Source organism: Sorangium sp. So ce1153 (assembly GCF_051521595.1).
Lineage (GTDB): Bacteria > Myxococcota_A > Polyangia > Polyangiales > Polyangiaceae > Sorangium.
In genome coordinates this window covers 6,887,444-6,908,947 of record NZ_CP150361.1, presented here as the reverse complement: position 1 = coordinate 6,908,947, position 21,504 = coordinate 6,887,444, and the positions used below count along the sequence as shown (strand labels likewise).

19 protein-coding genes are annotated in these 21,504 nt (G+C 70.6%); 11 read left to right on the top strand and 8 right to left on the bottom strand.

What is annotated here, in order from left to right; all coding sequences use genetic code 11:
• Nucleotides 1–125: 125 nt before the first annotated feature.
• A complete protein-coding gene (locus WME85_RS24870; protein ID WP_437841627.1) occupies nt 126–1,073 on the top strand; it encodes a glycosyltransferase family 2 protein in 948 nt (315 codons plus the stop codon).
• A gap of 80 nt (nt 1,074–1,153) precedes the next feature.
• On the opposite strand, the gene WME85_RS24865 is transcribed toward WME85_RS24870, so the two are convergent.
• Complete coding sequence (locus WME85_RS24865) at nt 1,154–2,092, bottom strand: UDP-glucuronic acid decarboxylase family protein (protein WP_437841624.1); 939 nt, start codon at nt 2,090–2,092, stop codon at nt 1,154–1,156.
• Between the two features lie 216 nt (nt 2,093–2,308).
• Here WME85_RS24865 and WME85_RS24860 point away from each other — a divergent pair, with 216 nt between their 5' ends.
• The 3 genes from WME85_RS24860 (at nt 2,309) to WME85_RS24850 (ending at nt 5,029) form a co-directional block, all read left to right on the top strand.
• A complete protein-coding gene (locus WME85_RS24860; protein ID WP_437841621.1) occupies nt 2,309–3,277 on the top strand; it encodes a radical SAM/SPASM domain-containing protein in 969 nt (322 codons plus the stop codon).
• Nucleotides 3,270–4,070: an SDR family NAD(P)-dependent oxidoreductase gene (locus WME85_RS24855; RefSeq protein WP_437841618.1), complete on the top strand. Its 801-nt coding sequence runs from the start codon at nt 3,270–3,272 to the stop codon at nt 4,068–4,070. The genes WME85_RS24860 and WME85_RS24855 overlap by 8 nt, the downstream gene beginning before the upstream one ends.
• Nucleotides 4,071–4,141: 71 nt before the next feature.
• Nucleotides 4,142–5,029 (top strand): sugar transferase, encoded by an 888-nt coding sequence (locus WME85_RS24850; protein WP_437841616.1) that lies wholly within the window; start codon nt 4,142–4,144, stop codon nt 5,027–5,029.
• Between the two features lie 70 nt (nt 5,030–5,099).
• Here the strand turns inward: WME85_RS24850 and WME85_RS24845 are convergent, their stop codons facing one another.
• The gene (locus WME85_RS24845) at nt 5,100–6,365 is read right to left on the bottom strand and encodes a flippase (RefSeq protein ID WP_437841613.1); all 1,266 of its coding nucleotides are present in this window, start codon (nt 6,363–6,365) and stop codon (nt 5,100–5,102) included.
• Nucleotides 6,366–6,450: 85 nt separating this feature from the next.
• Nucleotides 6,451–6,615: a hypothetical protein gene (locus WME85_RS24840; RefSeq protein WP_437841610.1), complete on the bottom strand. Its 165-nt coding sequence runs from the start codon at nt 6,613–6,615 to the stop codon at nt 6,451–6,453.
• A gap of 19 nt (nt 6,616–6,634) precedes the next feature.
• Here WME85_RS24840 and WME85_RS24835 point away from each other — a divergent pair, with 19 nt between their 5' ends.
• Genes WME85_RS24835 through WME85_RS24810 form a run of 6 tightly spaced genes read left to right on the top strand, consistent with a single transcriptional unit; the run spans nt 6,635 to nt 12,329 of the window.
• Nucleotides 6,635–8,020, top strand: a complete 1,386-nt coding sequence (locus WME85_RS24835; protein WP_437841607.1) for a radical SAM protein — start codon at nt 6,635–6,637, stop codon at nt 8,018–8,020.
• Nucleotides 8,017–8,805, top strand: coding sequence for a WecB/TagA/CpsF family glycosyltransferase (locus WME85_RS24830; RefSeq protein ID WP_437841604.1), 789 nt, complete (start codon nt 8,017–8,019; stop codon nt 8,803–8,805). The genes WME85_RS24835 and WME85_RS24830 overlap by 4 nt, the downstream gene beginning before the upstream one ends.
• On the top strand, nt 8,802–9,971 hold the full coding sequence (locus WME85_RS24825) for a DegT/DnrJ/EryC1/StrS family aminotransferase (RefSeq protein WP_437841602.1): 1,170 nt from the start codon (nt 8,802–8,804) through the stop codon (nt 9,969–9,971). Before WME85_RS24830 ends, WME85_RS24825 begins: the two co-directional genes overlap by 4 nt.
• Nucleotides 9,972–10,013: 42 nt before the next feature.
• On the top strand, nt 10,014–10,634 hold the full coding sequence (locus tag WME85_RS24820) for a YdcF family protein (RefSeq protein WP_437841599.1): 621 nt from the start codon (nt 10,014–10,016) through the stop codon (nt 10,632–10,634).
• Between the two features lie 2 nt (nt 10,635–10,636).
• A complete protein-coding gene (locus WME85_RS24815) occupies nt 10,637–11,065 on the top strand; it encodes a hypothetical protein (protein WP_437841596.1) in 429 nt (142 codons plus the stop codon).
• 4 nt (nt 11,066–11,069) lie between these two features.
• The gene (locus WME85_RS24810) at nt 11,070–12,329 is read left to right on the top strand and encodes an MFS transporter (protein ID WP_437841594.1); all 1,260 of its coding nucleotides are present in this window, start codon (nt 11,070–11,072) and stop codon (nt 12,327–12,329) included.
• 16 nt (nt 12,330–12,345) lie between these two features.
• Here WME85_RS24810 and WME85_RS24805 read toward each other — a convergent pair whose 3' ends face one another.
• Nucleotides 12,346–13,980, bottom strand: a complete 1,635-nt coding sequence (locus tag WME85_RS24805) for an amidase (RefSeq protein WP_437841592.1) — start codon at nt 13,978–13,980, stop codon at nt 12,346–12,348.
• A 259-nt stretch (nt 13,981–14,239) separates the two neighbouring features.
• On the opposite strand from WME85_RS24805, the gene WME85_RS24800 reads away from it, so the two are divergent.
• Nucleotides 14,240–15,160 carry an alpha/beta hydrolase gene (locus tag WME85_RS24800; protein ID WP_437841590.1) on the top strand — a complete coding sequence of 307 codons (921 nt, stop codon included), beginning with the start codon at nt 14,240–14,242 and terminating at the stop codon, nt 15,158–15,160.
• Nucleotides 15,161–15,320: 160 nt separating this feature from the next.
• Here WME85_RS24800 and WME85_RS24795 read toward each other — a convergent pair whose 3' ends face one another.
• The 4 genes from WME85_RS24795 to WME85_RS24780 all read right to left on the bottom strand — a co-directional run bounded on the left by WME85_RS24795 (nt 15,321) and on the right by WME85_RS24780 (nt 21,296).
• Complete coding sequence (locus WME85_RS24795) at nt 15,321–17,099, bottom strand: hypothetical protein (RefSeq protein WP_437841588.1); 1,779 nt, start codon at nt 17,097–17,099, stop codon at nt 15,321–15,323.
• 164 nt (nt 17,100–17,263) lie between these two features.
• A complete protein-coding gene (locus WME85_RS24790; RefSeq protein ID WP_437841585.1) occupies nt 17,264–17,422 on the bottom strand; it encodes a hypothetical protein in 159 nt (52 codons plus the stop codon).
• 44 nt (nt 17,423–17,466) lie between these two features.
• Entirely contained in the window at nt 17,467–19,365 is a 1,899-nt protein-coding gene (locus WME85_RS24785) for a hypothetical protein (RefSeq protein WP_437841583.1), read from the bottom strand.
• 419 nt (nt 19,366–19,784) lie between these two features.
• Nucleotides 19,785–21,296: a hypothetical protein gene (locus WME85_RS24780; protein WP_437841581.1), complete on the bottom strand. Its 1,512-nt coding sequence runs from the start codon at nt 21,294–21,296 to the stop codon at nt 19,785–19,787.
• Between the last annotated feature and the right edge of the window lie 208 nt (nt 21,297–21,504).

Here is a 21,504-nt window from a genome sequence, read left to right as displayed (position 1 = left end):
ACCGATGGCTGATCGACCTGCCGCGCCGGAAGACCCGGAGCGGGCTCGCGGCAGGTGGCCCCCGACGGCGCGGCCCGCTGCCGCGCGTGACATCCGAGCCGGCGTGGTGCTATGCGTCGAGGGCGATGTCAGCCAGCATTTGCCTGCCAGCGTACAACGAAGTCCGCACCATCGAGGCGACCCTCACCGAGCTGTCGCGGCTCGGCCCCGAGGTGGACGAGATCCTCGTCTGCCTGAACGGGTGCACGGACGGCACCGAGGCCGTCGTCGAGGCGTTCCGGGATCGGGAGCCGCGGCTCACCGTCATCGAGAGCGAGCTTGGCAAGAACAACGCCTGGAACGCCCTGGTGACCCGGGCGCGCAACAGCCGACTCGTGTTCACGGACGCGGACGTGCGCCCGGCCGCCGGCTCGATATCGGCCCTGCTGCGCGCCCTGGAGCGCGCTCCTCACGCCGCCGTCGCCGCGGCGTTCGAGCAGCCGCGCGGGGCGCCACCTCCGCCGCTCGGCACCGTCATCCGCCTGCTGACGACGAGCCTCGGCCAGGACTACATCTCCGGTCGTCTCTACGCCATCGACCGCGACCGCCTGGGCGCGGTGATGGCGAAGCGAGGGCTGCTGCGCGAGGGGACGCTCCCTCAGCTGCCCGTCGACCTCGTGACCGAGGACTCATGGCTCACGGCGCTCGTCGCCGGCGACGCGCTGGTCGTGGTCCCCGAGGCGCCCATTCACTTCGAGGTGGACAGCATGGCCGATGTGGTCCGCGCGCTCGCGCGCAACGCCGCCGCGAGAGAGCAGATCCGCTCGAGCTATCCGGAGCTCTATCGGCGCGACGACGCCCGCGTGCTCTCGGTGCGGACGGCGCCGCGGATCCTCATGAATCGGCTCAGCTCGGCTCCAGGGCCGGGGGCGGTCGTGCGCGGGCTGGGAGGGATGGCCTTGAGGGCAGCGCTCCACCGCGTGCTCGGACGGCAGATCGGGGCGCGGCGCGACCGGATCCTGGCCGACGTCTATGCTGGTCGTGGCGGTCGCGTCATGGCCACGTCTGGCCGCCTCCCGTCGAAGGGCGGCTGAGCGCGGCGGCCCGGACGCGGACCCGGCGACGCGCACGGCGGGCGAGGTGCCTGACGGACCTCGCCCGCGCGGTCCACACGTCAGACGCGCGGGCGGAACCAGTCGATCGTGCGGTCGAGGCCCGACTCGAGATCCACGACCGGGCGCCAGCCGAGGAGCTCGAGGGCCCTGGAGATGTCGGGCTTGCGCCGCTGGGGGTCGTCGATCACCGCGTCGCCCACCGTGAGCTGCGCGCGGCCGCCTGTCTTGCGAATGATGAGCTCGGCGAGATCCTTCATCGTCGTCTCGGCCGGGTTCCCGAGGTTGACGGGACCGGTCAGGTCCTTGGCGTTCATCACGCGCACCAGCCCCTCGATGAGATCGCTGACGAAGCAGAAGGAGCGCGTGCGGTGGCCGCCGCCGTACAGCTCGAGCGCCTCGCCGCGCAGCGCCTTGACCACGAAGTTCGAGATGACCCGGCCGTCGTCCCGCGCCATGTTCGGCCCGTAGGTGTTGAAGATGCGCACAATGACGGTGTCGACATTACGGGTCTGGCGGTATTCCCAGAAGTAGGTCTCCGCCACCCGCTTGCTCTCGTCATAGCAGGCGCGCGGCCCGATGGGGTTGACGTTGCCCCAGTAGTCCTCGTGCTGCGGGTGGACCAGCGCGTCCCCGTAGATCTCGGAGGTGGAGGCCTGCAGGACCCGGGCCCCCAGCTTCTCCGCCAGCTTGAGGACGTTGATCGCGCCGAACACGTTCGTGTTGAGCGTGTGCACCGGGTTGGCCCGGTACTTCGGCGGGGATGCCGCGCAGGCCATGTTGTAGATCTGGTCGACCTCGAAGTGGAACGGCTCGCTGACGTCGCAGCGGTGCCACTGGAAACGCGGGTTCTTGACCAGCGGCGCCAGGTTCTCCTCGAGCCCCGTGACCATGCTGTCGACACAGATCACGGTGTGGCCCTCGGCCAGCAGCCGAGCGCAGAGGTTCGACCCGAGAAAACCAGCTCCACCCGTGACCAGGATTCGCTTGCTCGCGCTCATCGGAAAATTGCCTCCTTAACGGCTGTTCAGTAAGAGCTCGGACCCGCTTTGATCTGGGTCATACCTTATCATAAGAAATTCTATTTACAAAGGCAGATGACAATTGGAGGCGAGTTCTCTATACTGGACACAGTGCACCGCTCCCCTCGCTACCTGGGCTCACTCGTCCGCGCCAAGCTCGCCCGCGAGGCCCGTCCCGTCTGGGTGGACGTTTGTGTGACAAACCGATGTCACCTGAGTTGCGAGTACTGCTACGGCGACTATCACCACCGCCGCGACGGTATTGGACAGTTCCACTATGAGCAGCTGTGCTCCATTGTGGACGAGGCGGCTTCGCTCGGGACCGCGGTCATGACGCTGACGGGCGGCGAGCCGATGCTGCACAAGTCCATCGGCCGGATCATCGACCGGGCGGTGGGCCTGGGGATCTCGGTGGGAATGGTGACGAGCGGGTTTCGCGTCAAGGAGCGCGTGGATGAGCTCGTGCGCCTGAGCTCGATCGTCTTGAGCGTCGACGGTCCGGAGGCGATCAACGATCTCAACCGTGGCGAGGGGACCTTCGCCGTCTCCATGGGCGCGCTGGAGGTGTGCCAGGCGCGCGGCATCCCGCGCATCGTCAAGGCGGTGCTGAACCGCCGGAACAAGGACCAGGTCCCCTGGCTCCTCGACCTGGCGGCTCGCTTCGACGCGCGGATCGAGGTCGTCATGAGCTATTCCCCGCAGTCCGACCGACAGTTGCGGATACACGGCGACAACTCCCTCGACTCGGGCGAGCGCCAGGTGCTGGCGGACGCCCTGCTCGCCCTCAAGCGCAAGGGAGCGCCCCTGGTGTTTCGCGAGCGTGTCTGGGAGAACATGGCGCTCTGGTGGCAGCAGCACGGCGGGGACCGCGTCACCTACGAGGAGAAGAAACAGCGCTTCCCGTACCTCCCGTGCAGCGCGGGTCGGTACTATGGCTTCATCGACGGAGATGGGCGCATGTATCCGTGCAACCAGCGACTCGCGGACTTCCCGGCCAAGAACGTGCTGGAGGTCGGGCTCCGGGCCGCGTGGGAGCACCTGCACGATCACGGCTGTTTCGCCTGCGCGGCGCCGTGGCTCAACCAGCAGCACCTCGTGAGCAGCGAGAGGCTCCTCGTGCGCAGCCTGGGCCGAGATCTGATGGCGCGGGTCGCGCGTGCCTGAGCGAGCCCTCGCGATTGTCGTGCTCGGCGGCTCGCGCGGGATCGGGCGGGCTGTCGTGGCGCGCGCCCTGGCGGACGGGCATCGGGTGTTCGCCGGCGCGCGGGACGAGAAGGCGCTCCTCGCGTTGCAGCAGGCTTTCGCGTCGGAGCACGCGGGCCGCCGGCTCGGCACGGGGGCGGTGGACGTCGGCGACGACGCGTCCCAGCGCGCCTTTTTCGGCGCGGCGCGCGCGTTCCTCGGCGGGATCGACGTCGTCGTCAACAACGCTGCCCGCGAGGGCTACGGGCGCCTCGACGAGATGGCCCTCGAGGACATCGAGTCGATCGTCCGCACCAACCTGGTCGGCGTCATCCTCGGTTGCCGGCACGCGGTGCAGGCGATGGGGCCCGGTGGAGGCCACATCATCAACGTCGGATCCGAGGTGTCGTTCCGCGCCGTGCCGCTGAAGAGCGTCTACTGCGCGACGAAGTTCGCGGTTCGCGGCCTCAGCGAGGCGCTCGAGCTCGAGCTCGCGCCCCGGGGGATCCAGGTCTCTCAGGTGCACCCCGGCTGGGTGGACACGGGCCTGCACGAGGACGAGCGGCGGCGCCGCGGCTCGGTGTCTCGACCGCAGGACGGCGGAGTCCCGGTGGACCGGGTCGCCGCCAGCGTGGCCGCGCTCTGGCGCGAGCCGCGGGCACACACGAGCGCCTCGCTGCGGCTTCGCCTCCGCAGCGTGGTGGGAGAGCTGTTTCCGGCGTGGGCGCGGTGGCGAACACGCCGGGCGTTCGGGGAGCAGATGAGAGAGGGTTGAGACGAGATGGCTGCCGGTGGCGCGGGGGAGGACCGTCGCGACGCCGGACCGGACACTACCAGGAGGTTTTCTTGACCTGTGCACCGACGTCCTTCGCTCGTGACGAGACCGCGCCGCCTCCTCCGCTGGATTCGAGCGCTCCCATCGCCGTCGAGGGTCTCGACGCCATCGGGGAGGTGCTGAAGCGGGCGCGCGGACGGGAGCAGGGCGTCGCGATCGCGTCGCGGGACCTCGAGTGGCTCGCGGCGCGGCTCGGCCTCACCGAGCGGACCGCGGAGGGGGTCCCGATCGTCCGGTTCGGCTCGGGCCAGCGGGGCGGGCTCGACGCCATGGCCACCCAGGCCATCGAGAAGCTCGTGGCGCTGTCGGTGCTGCTCGGGGGGGCGCCGCTGTGGCTGACGATCGCGCTGCTGATCTCCCTCGAGTCCCCGGGCGGCCCGTTCCACGTCGCCCCGCGAGCAGGGATGGGCGGGGAGCCGTTCTCGTTCTTCAAATACAGGACGATGCGGGCGCGGCGCCGGGACGGCGAGGACCGGAGCGACGCCGAGCGGCTGGCGGTCATCCGCGGCGACATCCCCGGCTTCCGGCGCGAGGACGGGTCCGTCATCCCCAAGCACCCCAGGGATCCGCGCATCACGCGGCTGGGCGGCTTGCTCCGCTGGCTGTGCCTCGACGAGGTCCCCCAGCTCATCCACGTGCTCACCGGCGACATGGCCCTGGTCGGACCCAGGCCCTATCCGGTCGCGGAGCACAACGCGCTCAAGGAGTGGCACCGCCTCCGCAGCGACGGCCGGCCCGGGATCACCGGCCTGTGGCAGGTCGCGGCGCGCAACCAGGTCACCTTCGACCAGAGCGTCATCCTCGACATCTACTACCTGGCCAACGCCAGCTTCTGGCTCGACCTCAAGATCATCGCGATCACGCCGCTGCGCATGCTCTTCGGCGTGGGGAGCTACTGACCCCGTGCGCTGCGCGACCGACGCAATGGACGCGATCGACGCGATCGACGCACGCCCGCTCCGCGGCCGCTCACTGGACCCCGAGGTGGTCCCTGACGCGCCAGAGGACGATCACCTCGCCGGCCACCAGGCCGAGCGTGACGACGAGCTTCACCATCGCGGCGCCGGCGGCGCCGTGCGCCGGCACCGCCCACACGTTCCCGGCCGCGATGAGGAGCACGCTCGTCACCCAGAGGGCCGCGTGCGAGCGCTGCTGGCCCGTCGCGAAGAGCAGCGGCCCGATGGCGCACTCCGGCACCATCCACACGAGCGCCGTCGTGAGGAGCTGCAGCGGCAGCACGGCGCTCGCGTACTGTGGGCCGAACAGGAGCCGCACGATCGGCCCGCCGAGCCACCACACGCCGGCGCTCATGAGCGCGCCCGCGGTCATCAAGCCGAGGAAGGTGAGCGCGGCGAGCCGCCTGCGGGTGCTCGCGGAGCGGCTCGCGACGAAGGCGGGGAAGACCGCCGCGCGCACGACGCCCGGCAGCATCATGGCGCCGCCGATCACGCGCTGGACCGCGCTCATGTCGCCGACCGCCTGGGGGGTGCTCATCCAGCCCAGCATCAGGAGGTCGATCTGGAAGTAGAGGGGGCTGGCGATCATCGCCACCGCGAGCGGCCCGGCCTCGCTGAGGAAGCTCCGCGGGAGCGTCGCGCCCTCGCTGGACCACTGCCGGCGCTCGAGGAGCTGAGCGGCGAGGGCCACGGCCAGCGCGAGGGCGATCAGGTGGCCTGCGACGAGGCCCCACGCGAGGCCGAGCGCGCCCAGACCGGAGAGCAGCGCCGCCGTCCCGAGGCCGAAGGAAGCGACCGCCATGGTGACCGCCACCAGCACCTCGCGCTCCATCCGCTGGTGGCCGCGGAACACCTGGTTCAGCATCTCGACGAACGAGGCCATGAGCCACGCGGCGGTCAGCAGCCAGACGAGCGTGCGGCGCGGCGAGGCCGCGCCCGCGAGGAGGCCGACCAGGAGCCCGACCGCGCCGGCGGCCAGCGTCACGGCGAGCTTGAGGCGCACGAGCGGGCCGATGGCAGCGCCCGGATCCCGGGCCACTTCCCGCGCGATGAACATGTGCAGGCCGAGGTCCGCGAGCTCGCCGAGCAGGAAGCCCACCGCGAACGCGTAGCTGTAATCGCCGAAGCCCGCTGGCCCGAGCAGCCGCGCGGCGACGACGGCGAGGACCATGCGGACGCCGCGCGAGACGAGATCGCTCACGGTCTTCAGCGCGATGTTGCCGGAGACGCTCCTCCGCGCCGGAGCCGGGCTGTCCTCGCGGATGGCCGTCGACGTCATGCGTGGAGGAGAGCCTTCGCCGAGGGGCGTCGTGTGAGCATGGCGCTCCTCTATTGCAACGATCGCTGCGCAGTTCAACTCTATGTCAGCGAATCTCGACGAGCGGCAGGGCGCGCGGCCGCGCCGCGCGCAGCGCCACGTTACCGCCGTCGAGATCGAAACGTTTCGAAACCGTGTCGGCGCCTTCGCAGGGCGCGGCGGGTTGCCGCGAGTGTTCGAACCCAGGAGAGGCACAAGTGAAGACCAGCACGGATGCTAATGGTTCGTTGGTGCAGCTCAAGCGGAAGGGGGCGCCGCAGGCCCCCGAGGAGATCGAGCCGCCGGAGGTCCTGCTCGAGCGGGCCCTCGCCCTGGCCCTGCCGGCCACGCGCCCGCCCGCGGCGCCGCATTCGCACGGCAAGAGCCGCGAGATCACGCGCCGCGGCGTGCTGTGGCTCGGGCAGACGTGCAATCTCCGCTGCCATTTCTGCTACTTCCTCGATCGGATCGAGGACAAGGAGCACCCCGAGCACCCGTTCATGTCGCTGGAGAAGGCGAAGGAGATCTGCCGGACCCTGGTCGACTTCTACGGGAACAACGCGATCGACATCCAGGGCGGCGAGCCGACCATCTGGCGCGACATCCACGCGCTGATCCGGTACTGCGTCGAGATCGGCCTGGCGCCGACGCTCATCACCAACGCGCTGGTGCTCGACAAGCGCGACAAGGTGCAGCAGTTCAAGGACTCCGGCGTCGCGGACTTCCTGGTCAGCGTCCAGGGGCTCGGGAAGGCGCACGACATCACCGTGGGCGCGGAGCGCGCGCACGTGCGCCAGATGCAGGCCCTGAATCACCTCATCGCGCTCTCGGTGCCGTTCCGGGTCAACTGCGTGATGTCCAAGCGCGCGGTGCCGCAGCTCCCGGCGATCGCGAAGCTCTCGGTGGAGGTGGGCGCGCGCAACGTCAACTTCCTCGCCTTCAACCCCTTCGCGGATCAGCGCAAGGCGGGGGCCCGCACCGCCGAGAACGTGCCTCGCTACGCCGAGCTGCGGGAGCCGCTCGACGAGGCCCTCGACATCCTCGCGCGCGCCGGCATCGAGGCGAACGTCCGCTACCTGCCCCACTGCGTCGTCTCCGAGCGCCACTGGCCCTCGGTGTACGATTACCAGCAGCTCCCGTACGACCCGCACGAGTGGGATTTCGCGAGCTGGACCTGGACCAACAAGGGGCCGCAGCGGATGCGACCCGGTCCCGTGTCGCCGCCCGTCCCGCTCGGCGCGCGGCCGCGCCTCGGTCGGCTCCGGCAGCCGCTCCTCCGCCTCGCCGACGCGCTCGACCTCCGCGGCCGGATGCTCCGCGCCGACACGGACCCGCGGCTCGGCCCCGCGATGAGGAAGCTGGAAGGGCTCTCCTACCGGTTCCTCCGCCGCCGCGGGGATCGAGACGCCGCCTACCGCAATGACGCCCTGAACCGCGTCGAGCACAACGGCTACGAGAAGGGCGCCGCGTGCCGGAGCTGCGCGCTCCGCGACATCTGCGACGGGTTCCACGGGGACTACGTCGCCATGTTCGGCACCGACGAGGCGCGGCCCGTCCTCGATCGCGCCCCGGTCACCGATCCGCGCGCGTTCATCAGCACGCAGGCCAAGGTGACGCCGTCACGAGGTGCACCATGACCGTGGACGCCCCGTCCGCGTCGCCCGCGCCGCCCCGGATCGACGTGCTCGGTGTCCCCGTCGCGCGGCTCACCTTCGAAGAGCTGCTGGCTCAGCTGGACGACGCCTTGCGGAAGGCCGGCGGCAGGCCGGAGTACTACACCTATGTGAACGCCTACGGCGCCATCCTGGCGGCGCGCGAGGCGCCGTACCGCGCCGCGGTCGCCGGCGCCGACGTCGTGTACGCCGACGGCATCGGGGTGGTCTGGGCAACTCGCCTGCTGGGCGGCCCGTGCCCGGAGCGGATCAACGTGGGCCCGGTCGAGCTCGCGAGGATCGTGGACCTGTGCGCCGAGCGCGGGGCCTCGGTCTTCCTGCTCGGCGGCGCGCCCGGGATCGCCGACGAGGTCGCCCGGCGCCTCGTCGCCGAGCGTCCGGGCCTGCAGATCGCCGGTGTTCACCACGGGTACTTCGCCCCCGAGGAGGAGGCGGCGGTGGTCCAGAGGATCAACGACTCGGGCGCCGCGTTGCTCATCCTCGGCCTCGGCCCGCCCAAGCAGGAGATCTGGGTGAACCGGCACCTCGCCGCGCTCCATGTGCACGCCGCGTGGTGCATGGGCGGGCTGCTGGATCAGGTGGCCGGGGCCGTCGCTTATCCGCCCGAGTGGGTCCGCCGGAACCACGTCCAGTGGCTGTACCGCCTGATGACCGAGCCGAGGCGGCTCTGGCGGCGGTACCTGCTCGGCATCCCGGAGTTCATCGGCCGCGTCGCGCTGCAACGCCTTGGTCTGGAGAGACAAGCATGAGTGATCAGCGACCCTTCATCCCCATGGTCCTGCCGCAGGTGGACGAGCCCGACGCGATCGCGGCGCAGCTCGCCGACATCTTGCGCTCGGGGCGCCTGACCAACGGCGGCCCGTACTCGGAGGGCTTCGAGCGCGAGATCGCGACGTTCCTCGGCGTCGACGACGCCGTGGTCGTCTCGAACGGCGCCGTCGCGATCAGCCTCGCCATCGAGGCAGCGGCGGTGCGGCGGGGCAAGGCGATCCTGCCCGCGTTCACCTTCATCGCGACGCTGAACGCCGCGGTGCACGCGGGCTTCGAGCCGGTCTTCTGCGACATCGACCCGGAGACCTGGACGATGGATCCGGAGCACCTGCGCCGCCTGCTCGCGAAGCACGAAGCGACGCTGGTCCTCCCGGTCAACGTGTTCGGCGTGCCTCCCGACCTGGCCAGCATCGCGCGGCAGTCCCGGGCCGCTGGCGCGGCCGTGATCTACGACAACGCGCACGGCATGGGCACCGAGACGGCGAGCCGCGAGGCCGAGCCGCTCCTCACCGCGACGACCTACTCGCTGCACGCGACCAAGGTCCTCGTGGGCGCGGAGGGCGGCGTGGTCGTCGCGCCCGACCGGGACGTGAGCGCGGCGATGCGCCGGCTGCGCAATCACGGCCTCGCGCAGCCGCTGAAGGCGTCGGTCCCGGGCATGAACGCCAAGATCGACGAGCTGCGCGCCGCCCTGGCGCTCGCGTCGCTCCGCCGGCTCCCCGAGGCGCTGGCCCGCAGGCGGACTTACCTCGACCGGCTGCGCGCGGCCCTGGCCCGGCACCCGCAGGTGTACCGCGCCCAGCGCATCCCGCCGGGCGTGAGCCCGAACGGACAGAACCTCGGGGTCAGGCTCGTCGACGTCCCGATCGAGGACGCCGTCGCCGCCTTCGCGCGCCGGGGCATCGAGGCGCGCCGGTACTTCTACCCGCCGCTGCACGAGCTGACCTGCCTCGAGGCCGGCGTCGCCCTGCCGCACACGGACAGGCTCTGCGCGGGCCAGGTCTGCCTGCCCCTGCACGGCCGGATGGGCGAGGAGACGCTCGAGCGCCTCGAGGACGCCATCCACGGCGTCGCCGAGGAGCTGGAGGCGCCGCGGCTCATCGCCGCGCGTCTCCTGCAGCCGTCCCTGCAGGGCGCCACCTAGGGTAAGACGCGGGGGCTGCTTCCGAGATCCGACAGCATGCGCATGGCAAGAGCGTGGGACCGCCTGAGCACGGCCGCCGGTGTGGCCGGGCTGGCGGCCTTCGCCGTGGCCGCGTTCACCCCGGTGGCCGCGCCGCTCGATCGCTGGCTGGCGTCGGCGCCCGACGCCGGCCAGGCCGACGCCGTGGTCGTCCTGGGATCGGACGTCGATCCGAACGGGCGGCTCCCGGAGGACTCCCTCCGGCGCGCCACCGAGGCGGTCGCGCTGTACCGGCAGGGGCGCGCGCCGCTCGTGCTGATGCTCGGCAGCCGCAACGGGGCGGCCAGCGAGGCCGAGTCGCGCGCGCGCCTCGCCGAGGGCCTCGGCGTCCCCGCGTCGGCCGTCCTCACCGAGCCGCGGGGGCTGACGACCGCGGTGGAGGCGCAGCGCAGCGCCGAGCTCCTGCTGCCGAGGGGCGCGAGGAGGATCCTGCTCGTCACCGGCGAGCACCGCGTCTGGCGGGCGCGCCGGCACTTCGAGCGCGCGGGCTTCGAGGTCCTCGCCGCGCCCGTCCCGGAGGGGGCGCCTACCTCGAACATCCCGGGGGAGCGCCTCTCGGCGATCGGCGGGCTGCTCCAGGAGCTCGCGGCGCGCGCCCTCTACCGGCTCCGCGGGCAGGTGTAGCGATGCCGGACTCGCTCTACATCCTGGCCGTCGTCGCGGCCACGTCCGGCGCCGCCTACGCCGCGGGGCGCCGCCTGGGGATGCGCGCCGGCCTCGTCCCGGCCGCGCTCCGGCGCGCGATCCGCCTCGTCGGCGCGTGCCTCCTGTTCTGGGGCGGCAACATCGCGGTCGGGGCGGGGGTGGCCCTGCTCGTGCGCGGCCTCGGGCTGGGGTTCATCTGGCTCTACGTGAACACCGATGTCTCGGTCCTGGTCCTCTCGGCGGTCCAGGCGCTGGTCTTCGAGTCGTGGCGCGCTCAGCACCAGCACGAGCAGGAGCGCGCGCAGCAGGCGCAGCCGCGTGGGCCGGTCGCCCCGCGCGCGGACGATTCCACCGGGTGCCCGGCCGCGCCGGGCCTCGCGCACGAGCCCCTGGGTGGGGCGAGGGAGTGAAACGATGAGCACTGCAACCCTGGAGGAGCGTTCGCTCCCGAGCCGGTGGAGCGACAAGGCGCTGCGCCAGACCGCCGGCTACTTCGCGCTCTTCATCTGTCTCGGTCTCATCACGGCGATCACCGGGCCGACCCTGCCGGACCTCGCGCGGCAGACGGGCTCCAGCGTCGGCGACATGGGCTCGATCTTCCTCGGCGGCGGGGTCGGCTACACGCTCGGTACGCTCTGGGGAGGCAAGCTGTTCGATCGCGTGCACGGGCACACCCTGCTCGGGGGAGCGCACCTGGCCGCTGCCGCGTGCCTCGCGGCCATCCCGGCCGTCCCGTGGCTATGGCTCCTCGTGGTCCTGGCGTTCTGCCGGGGGGTCCTGGAGGGGCTGGTCAACACGGGCGCGAACGCGCTGCTCCTGTGGACGCACGGGGAGAAGGTCAGCCCGTACATGAACGCGCTGCACTTCTGCTTCGGGCTGGGCGCGTTCGTGTCGCCGCTCCTGGTCGCGCGCGTCCCGGGCGCCTGGGGCGGGTACCGCGCGGTGTACTGGGCCGTGGCCGCCTTCTCGGTCCTCGTCGCCGTGAGCGTGCTCCTGATGCGACACTGTCCCAAGCCCCGGGAGAAGGCCGGAAAGGACGCCGGAGCGCAGGGTCGCTCGCTGCCCGTCCTGCCGGTGCTCGTCGCGGTGCTGTACCTGTTCGCCTACGTCGGCGGGGAGATCTCGTTCGGGAGCTGGATCTACACCTATTCCCTCACGCTGGGCGTCGTCTCGGCCGTGGGGGCGGCCTATCTCACCTCGGCGTTCTGGTTCTCGTTCACGATCGGGAGGCTGATCTCGATCCCGGTGGCGATCCGCTTCACGCCGCGGCAGGTCATCCCCGGCGCGCTGGCCGGCTGCCTCGTGCTGTCCGCGCTGATGCTGTTCCTGCCGCCCTCGAGCGCGCTGCTGTGGGCGGTCTCGGTCGGGCTCGGGCTCTTCATGGCGCCGCTCTGGCCGAGCGGCTTCACGCTCACGGGGCAGATCGTCCCCATGACGGCGTTCGTGACCGGGCTGGTGCTCGTCGGCGACAGCCTCGGCGGCATGGTCCTCCCGGCCATGACCGGGAAGCTGATCGAGGGGGTGGGCCTGGACAGGCTGGCCTACTCGCTGCCGCTGCTGGTCTTCGGCAGCATGGTGGCCTGCGCGCTCACGTACGTCGCGCTGCTCTTCCTCGGCAGGAGGGCAGGGGAGGCGCCGGCGGCGAGCGCCGCGCGCGAAGGCGCCGGGCACTGAGGCGCCGGCGGGCTCGCTACAGGGTCAGGTCCGCCTCGATCCTGTGCCGGGTCGCCCGCTCGTAGTCGTAAGCGTACCCCAGCAGGCGGGGCTCGCTCCAGAGCGGGCCGACGAAGATCAGGCCGAAGGGGGCCCCGCTATCGTACTGGCCGGCAGGCACGACGACCCCGGGTAAGCCGGCGATGTTGATCGCCGACTCCGTGGTCGCGGCATACGTCTCGACGCTGAACAGCTCTGGTACCGCCTCGTAGGTCTGGGGAAACACGAGGGCATCCAGATCGTGCGCCGCCATCACGGCGTCGAAGACGCTCAGGTACTGGCCCCGCAGCGCCCAGAAGCCGGACAGGTCGGGCAGCGCCTCGGGGTGGAGCAGCGAGTCCGCCAGCGCAGGGAGCGCGTCGACGTACCAGGACAGCGGGCCGCCGGCCGGCTGGAACGGGGAGATCCCGGTGATGAGCGTCAGGTCGTCGATCGTGCCCACCACGTCTCCGTTGAACGTCAGCCCTGCGAGGTAGTTCTGGAAGTCGTGGGCGGCGGACTCCGTTCCTCGGAAGTCGTAGGGCTCGCCGGGCAAGGCCAGCTCGGCGAAGCCGCTCCCGGCGAAGGGATCTTCCACGACGGTCGCGCCCTGGATCTCGAGCTCCTCGACGGCGCGCTCGTACAGGTCCTGCGTCTCCGGCGACAGATCGCTGAGGCGCCACCCCGGGCCATACAGGCCGATCCGCTTCCCGCAGAGGGCGGTCTTGCTCAGGTGGCTCGTGTAGCCGTGCGCGGGCAGGTGCCCATTGGAGGCGCTGGTCTTGGGATCAGCCGGGCTGTAGCCGGCGAGGACGTCCATGACCAGGGCGGCGTCGAGGACGGTCCTCGCGATGGGCCCTGCCACGTCCCTCGTGCTGCCCGCCAGCGGCACGATGCCCGTCGTGGGGACCAGGGCGAACGTCGGCTTGACCCCGACGAGGCTCTGAGCGGCCGCGGGGTTCTGGATGGAGCCGCCCGTCTCTTCCGCGAGGCCGAGCACCGCGAAGTTGGCGGCCACCGCCGTCGCCGTCCCGCTGCTGCTCGCGCCCGGCGCCAGGTCCCTGTCCACGGCGTTGTACGTGGGGCCAGCCCAGCTGCTGTTGGCGCGGGTCCCGTCGTCGCTGAACGCCGGGATGTTGGTCTTCCCGAGGATGATGGCGCCCGCGGCGATGAGCCGATCGACGACGACGGCGTTCTTGAGCGGGAACAGATCGACGCCGCCCGCCTGGGAGCTGAGGGGAGCCCAGCCTGCCGTCGACGGCGAGCCGACGAAGTCCATGGACTCCTTGATGACCACGGGGATGCCCGCCAGGGGACCGAGCGCCTCTCCATTCCTTCGCCTCCTGTCGATCTCACGCGCTTGCTCGAGCGCGCTCGGGTTCAGGAACGTGAAGGCGTTGTAGGACTCCTCGTACTGGTCGATCCTGTCGAGGTAGGCCTGGGTCAAGGCCTCTGCGGTGTAGCGCCTGTGCCTGTAGGCCTTCATGACCTTCGAGACCGTCAGCTCGGCAACGTCGATGTCGGGAGCGTGGACGGGGCCCGCCGCACCGTGGCTGGTGCCGGGTATCCCCAGGGCAGCTCCAAGGACGATGGCCGCGCTCCATTGGATGCGCGAGCTTGTGTTCTTGTTCATGTGAATCGCTCCTCTCTATGGAAGACACAGGGTGCGCGTCGGTTTGTCGATCGCGCGTCGCGAAAGGAATTCGTTTGCAATCGGTATGGGGATCTGCACGGCAGGGCTCATCGAGCCTCCGGGCGATCTTCCGGCGCACCCCGGGAGGCGCCGGAGCGGCCCTGCGAAAGGCAGCCCAGCTTCAGCCCCGATGGACGTGTCCGTCACCGGTTGATGAGGCGGTGATACCCGACCTGCGCCCGGGAGCGAACGTGAAGCAGTGTTCTGGCTCCCTTTGCTCCTGGAGATGGGTTACCCATGGACCACCGTGCGCCGCCCCGTCCGCCTCGCGCTCCTGTCCCTTGCCGCCCTGACCCTCGCCTGGGGTGCAGGCGGCGCGCTGGTGGCGCGCGGGCTCACCCGCCGCGCGGCCCCGCCCTTCGCCGAGCCCCCGCCGGCGGGGTGGGAGGCCGTGTCCCTGACGGCCGAGGACGGCCTGCGCCTCGGCGGCTGGCTCCGCCGCGGCGACGCGGGGAGCGCGTGCGTCCTCGCCCTGCACGGCAACGGGTCGAGCCGCACGGGCCTGCGCGACGCGCTCGATGTGCTCGCGGAGGACGGCACCTGCGTCCTCGCGCTGAGCCTGCGCGCGCACGGCGACTCGGACGGGGACGTCAACGACATCGGCTGGAGCGCGGCCAGGGACGTGCGCGCGGGCGTCGCGTTCCTGGAGCGCGAGCTGCCGGACCACCGCCGCCGCGTCTTCGGCACGTCGCTCGGCGCGGCCGCGGCGCTCTACGCTGCGAAGGAGGTCGCCGGGCGCGTGGACGGGTACCTGCTCGAGTCGCCCTACCGCGACCTCGAGACCGCCGTGCGCAACCGGCTGGACATGCGGCTGGGACCCATCGCGCCGGCGGCGTTCGCCGTCCTGTGGCCGTGGGGGGTCGTCGCGCTCCCCGTCGATCCGGCGCGGCTGCGGCCGGTGGACGCCGCGCGCGACCTGCCGTCCTCCACGCCCGTGCTCGTGCTCGCGGGGGACGCGGACGCGCACGCCACGCTCGTGGAGGCGCGCGACATCGCGGAGGCGGTGCCGGGCCCGGCCCGCCTGGAGCGCTTCCCCGGGGCGGACCACGGACACCTGCAGCGCAGCGACCCCGCCCGCTACCGCGCCGTCCTGCGCGCCTGGGCCGGCGAGCAGCGGTGAGGCGCCGCTCAGCGACCCACGTTGTAGCTCGCGCCGAGCGCGTCTCCGAAGGCGCGCTGAAGCACGATGGGAGCGAAGTATTCATGAAGCTCCGCGGGCCCCGGAGCCCGTTCCGGCAGGTCGTGTACCGTACCGGGAGCGCTGAGGAGCTCGTCCACCCTCACTGGGGCTCGTCGCGCTTCCGGAACCAGGTGGAGAGGTAGCGCTCCCCGAGGTCGATGAAGGCTTCGCGCATCATGCCCTCGTAAACGGTGGCCTCGAGGGTCCCAGGGGGCGGGGAGGCGGTCTGTTGGATGAGCCCGGCCGGGACCCGCCGCGCGATCTTGTGGCTCGTGATCAGCGGCTCCGCGTCTCCGGGCAAGATGAACTCCGTTTTGACGAAGAACTTGAGCCCCATGATGATGATCTGCGGCTTCTTGCTGGCATAGGCGATCCCGGACGACTCGACGCGATAGCTCACCACCAGGGACGGGGAGGTCACCGAGGGCTGCTCCTCGGCCAACCCCTCGAAGGGCGGGCCCGGCTCGAAGGTGACGAGCTCCGGCTCGAACCCCCGCGCGAGCCCCTCCGCCAGCGCCGACGCGGTCCGCTTCTCCTGAGGATCGAGGCGGGTGGCATCCACGTAGCGCGTCGGCAGGGACGTGACGCCGCGGAACATCGGGCTCTTCATCACGAGCTCGTCGGCGCGCTTCAGGTCCTGCGACGGAAGCCGCCGGAAGCGGACCTGGACGGCCGGGCCGCGGAGGCCCTGCGGCGTGCTCCTCGGCCCCACGCGCTCCGCGTAGGCGAGGAGCCGCCGCACGAACTCCGCGTTCTGCTCGCTCCCCTCGGGCATCTCGCTCTTGTACCGATCGAGCGCGCGCGCATAGAGCGCGTGCCTGGCGTCGTTGAACGCCTTCTCCAGGCCGTGCTTCGGGTAGCGCTCCGCGAACGCCAGCAGCGCCGCGAGCGTGCCCGCCGCCCGCGCCCGATCGAGCTCCGCGGCGAGCGCGGCGCGGCGGGCCGCGGCCACCTCGGCCTGGATGCCCGTCCTGGGGTAGGCGCGCACGAAGTCGTCGATGGCCTCCACCGAGCCCTTCGCCACCGCGAGGCGCAGCTCGGCCCGTGGCAGCAGCACCTGCGAGACGACCTCCCCGTGGCCGCGGCCGCGCGCGATGTAGCTCCGGTACGCGGCCACGTCGTCGCGCGCCCGCGCCGCGGCGTACATCCGCGCGTCGCTCATCTGGTTGCGGAGGAAGAAGAGCCCCAGGCCGAGGGCCACGCCGACCGCGGCCGCGACGAGCCACCCATAGCTTCGCCACCCGGGGACGTCGCGCGAGAGCGGGATCGGCGACGCGAACGGGCTCTCGATGGCAGGCGGCGCGAATGGATCGAGCTGGCGCAGCTCCGCGGCGTCGGGCTTCGCTCTCATGCGGCTCCACGCCGCTTCGATCTCCCGGATCACGCCGTCCGAGCACGACGGGTCCTCGAGGGGAAACGCGTGCTGCGTGCCGCCGAACGTGAGGACCACGGCGCCCCGAGGGGTCGCCGAGACGCGCGAGAGCTCCGCGAGCGAGAAGACCCGGAGCCTGTGGTCGCGCGCGTCGATCAGGTTCGCGGGGAAGACGAACAGGCCGGGCGCGAACGGCAGCGTGATGAGGTCGGCGTTGTAGGCGAGCGCCTGGAGCACGCCGATGACGGCGGTCGCGGCGAGCAGCACGTACGCGGCGGCCGCCGCCGTCGGATGGCGCGCGAGGGGGCTGTTGACGTCGCCGAAGCCGGCCGCGCAGAGCGCCGCCAGCAGGAGGCCCGCCGCGGCGCTGACCGCGAGCCAGGCCACGATGGTGCGCCGAGTCCCGCGGCGGCTGACGATCGGCGCCGGCGCGAACTGCCCGCGGAACGCCTCGAGCAGGCCGTCCTGAATGGCACGCGGAAGCTTGTAGAAATTGATCTCGTTCACGCGCTGCTCCCACCCGGCGCCGGAGCTCGGCGCCCCTCCGCACGTCGACCTGCCGATCGACCCTAATGCATTTCGCCCCGATCGCCGAGACTGGAGATGGCGTATCGGTACAGCAGGAGCGTGCAACGATGCGTCGACTTCTGCTCCTCTGGCAATTGTGCAGTCTACTCGACGCCGGCGCTGCGGTGGGCTGAGGCGGCGGCGAGCGCCGGGGTGACGGCGTGACGGATCGAGCGCGCCAGGGCTGGCGGCTCCGGCGGCGCCGCGTCCGGGAGCGGCGCGTCGGGGCAGCAGCGGCGCCGGCTGGTGACGCGGCGTTGCAAGGGTAGGCGGCCTGACGCACGTCGCGGGGCCCGGCTCGCGAGGGCTATTGCAGCGTCACGGTGTAGGAACCATTGGCTCGGAGGCCGAGCACCTGGACGACCCGGACGACGTACTCGCCAGGTTGCTCGAAGAGCGACGAGACGTCATTGTCCCCTTCCAGAAGGTATTCCTCGAGGGGGAGCTCTTCGGCCGGCGCATCGCGCCGGCTCACCTCGACGCGGCCAGTGTCCGTATCCCGCAGCGCGATGTGGAGGTTGGTCGACGCGCCTGCGCTCAGCAAGAACCAATCCTCGTCTTCTCCCTTGGCCAGCTCCCACTTGCCCTCGACGGCCTGGCCGGCCTCCAGCGTGGTCGCCGTTTCCAGGGACGCTCCGTGATCGTCCGCGTAGAAGGAGATGTAACGTTCGATCTCTTCAGGACCCGGGAGCAGCGGCGACGAGACCAGCTGTTCCCCCAGCGAAGCTCGGAGGTAGTATGTGCCCGTCTGGCTCGGCTTGAACGAGACGGCCCGGTCCGAGGCCGATGCCACGAGGTGCTGCTGGGCATCGAAGAGCTCGAGAGGCACGCGGCCACCGAGGGAGTAAAGCGCGTTCGCCTGCAGGTCGACGGCGAACATGTCCACGTCGCCGGGCGGCTCGATGCGCGCGCTCCACTCGCCGGGATCGACCACGCTGGCCGAATCGGGGCGATTGCCGTGGTCGTCTTCCACGTGACAGAGGGGCCGCGACGGGTCGTCCGTGTGACCCTCGCACGCGCGAAAGTCCTGGAGGAGACCCAGGTAAAGCGAGAGCCAGCGGGAGAAGACCTCGTGGTTCTCCTCGTTCATGTTCGACTGATCGACGGCGCGTTGCATCTGGTCCGCGCGAGCCAGCATCAACTCGATCTGGTCGAACATCGCGGGGCTCTGGTTGCGCCGCAGCCAGTCCGCGAACGCGTCTCGGTTCTGTTCGAGCGTGCGCCCCATGTTGGCCACGTAATCTGGCCGGGACACGCCGACCAGGTCGAAATCGTAGGGAGCGTAACGTATCGCCTTGCGATCGAGGTCGACCATGGTGACCAGGTTCTTCCCTTCGATCCCGTCGTACTGAATCACGAAATCGTGCAGCAGGTTCAGCAGCAATAGACCATGCTGGTCCACCTCGAGCTGCGAGGTGTCGACCCCGGACAGCTCTTCCAGTTCCACCATGCCGCAGCGCTCGGCCATCTCGTCCTCGGGCTCGCGCACGAACGCGAGGTGCGTCTCCTCCTTGCCGGTCGGCGCGTCGTGGTAGGTGAGCCGTACGAGCCGGGTCTTGAGCGAGGGCACCTGCAGCTGATCGAGCACCTGGTAGACAGTGTCCTCCATCAGCACGCGCTGTTCGTAGGTCTCGATGGAATCCGCCTTGAGCGTGGGTGACAGGCCTTCCCTGTCTCCGCAATGCGTGACGAACTTCACCGACTTGCCGAGGTGCGCGAAGATGTTATCTTTCTGCTTGTCCTCGAATTTCAGCGAGAACGGGCGAAAGCCGCAATGGAAGCGCGAAACCCCCCGGGCGATGATGTTCGCGGTGATCGGCGCCGCGCCGCTCTGGTCGCTCAGCTCGATCACGGCCTGTGAGCCCGACTCCTCTTTTGTGGGTGCGCTGTTCAGCTTCGTGAAATCGGCAGAGATCCGCATGTTCAACACGTCGCGGCTCTTGAACATGGGCGACTTTGAAGCGTCACAGGTGAACATCTGCGAGTCCGGCGCCGTGTCGGCGGGCGTCTGATCGCCGTTGTCGGCTGGCGTCTGATCGCCGTTGTCGGCTGGCGTCTGAACGCCATCGTCGTCGGGCGTCTCGTCGCCATCGGGAGCCAGGATGGACTCCTTCGGGTTGTTGGGTGGCTCACTGGAGCATGCCCCGCTCAGCGCGAGTCCAGGCAAGAGCAGGGCCGCAAGGGTAATCGAGTGTGCTTGGTTCATAGAATATTCAGCCATTAGTAATGTGTGGTACCGCGAGAGGAAGCATCGACGCTGCGGGTGGAATACCCAAACATTGATGACGACAATGCTTTCACTCCTGTGCAGTTACATCGTCGATGGCCGGCCCCTCATGCCCATCCGGATCCTCTCCAGCGCTGCCGCAGGGGCTCGAGCACCCCATGATTGCGCTCGTGGCCATCGCCGTGACGAGGAGGACCTCTGCGCGCCGCTTGTGGGCCGTACACCGGTATTGATGCCGCCAGGGGGCGCGAGCCTTCAGATGATTTGCCGTGGCGTCCTTGACTCGCTCGCCTGGACACCTGGAGGGGTGTCGTCGCGGAGTTTTGATCCGTTGAAGCGCGATATTTGCTATCGCGCTAGAACCCTCGGACTTGTCCCACGTGCGGCCTCGTCGTGCTTCAGCGCGCGATCAGCTCCCCGTCGGAGGTCCACCCCACCTGCGCGCCGGGCGCCGTGGAGCCCGGCTCCGAGAACCACAGCGTGATGCGACCGCTCGTGGGCTCACGCTCCGCTTCGGGGAGCCCGAGATCGGGATCGCCCGGGTAGCTCCGCTGCTCGCCGTCCGCCAGCGTGACCGTCATCTGCCTGATGAGCGCGCCCTCCAGCTCGAACGTCACGCGGCGGCCATCCGCCAGGGTGACGCCGCCACGACCGATCGATGTCGGCGCGTTCGCCAGCCACGTTTCGCGCATCGCGACGCGCGGATCGCCGATGCGCTGGTCGTGCTCGCCGCAGGCCGGCGGCGCATCCCCCAGGCGCGCGCACACCCCGTGGAAGAGCGCGCTCGCCGCCTCGTACTCGCGCACGAAGCGGTAGCGCGTGGCCAGGATCTCGTCGTCGAACATCGGAACGTTGGCGAGCGGCTCCGCACCGATCCGATTCAGCGCGACCTGCACCGCGGCGATCCCATCGACGATGGCGACTCGGAGCACGTCCGCCGGCACCTCTTCCCGCAGGGTCCAGATCAGCTGCCGGAGCGACTGGCCTGTCTCGTGATCGGCGCGACCGAAGCGCCAGAAGGCGTCGGAGACGGACTGCTCGTATGTATCCATCCTCCGGCGGCAGTCGACGGGCGTGCCCCCTTCGCCCAGCACCTTGCCATGGCAGGGATCACCGTCGAACACGTGCGCGAGAATGTCGGCGATGGCCTCATTCGCGGCGGTGCTGAGGCGCTCGCCGAGCGGGCCGGAGGCGAGCCAGAGGCCGTAGTGCAGCGCATGGCCCAGCTCGTGATTCACGACGTCCCTCTCCAGGTAGGGGTGTGCGCGCGTGGGCTGCGTGGAGTGTCCGAGCAGGGTATAGGAGCAGTTCCTGCGCAGCGGCAGCTCGAACTCGCCGTTGTCGGTGCGAAACGAGAAGGTTCCATCGGGTCCCAGGAGCTCCTCGTGCTCCCGGCGCAGCGCCCGCGCGATGTCTGCCGGGCCGACGTCGGGGTTGTCCGCGTGCTCCTCCACTTCATCGAGGAAGCTGCGGTGCAGGGGGGGCCGCGCGCACGTGAACGCATCGATCCGCTCGATCGCCGCCCGGTTCGAGGGCGCGCTCGCGACCTCCGCCTCGAGCGCGCGCAGATCGTCGAAGATGCTCTCGCCGTAGAGCTGCGGCAGGGCCTCCGTCGCGCTCGTCCCGCGCGGCGGAGAGATGAACAGCCGCGCTGGCGCGTGCGGTAGGCTCAGCCCTGCATCCGCCCAGTACGCGAGGAAAGCTCGCGCCGAGGGCAGCACGTCGGCCTCGAAGCGCTCGCGATCGGCCTCCGTGGCAAACGCCCCGCGCGCGACGATCGGCTCGACGAGGGCCGCCGACTGCAGCGTTGCCTCCTCGCGATCTCGGAGCCCGATCCCAGCGCTTGTCGTCGGTTCCACGTCACACGCCGCGAGCAGCGGGGCAAAGGCGAAGAGAATGGCTTTTCTCATGTCAGGGTCTCCAGGAAAGAGGCGTCTCCCGTCGGGCCGGCACGTCATGAGCCGGCTCGTCTCTGGCCCTGTTACGCGCCGCCCCGTGTTCCTTTAAACCCTGAGGACGATTTCTCGCCCGCCGTGCAGCGCAAGGCCGCCGGCCGACCTCTGACCACGGGCAGCGAGGCGCTGAAGCGATAATATCAAGTGAAATCAACCACTTGGC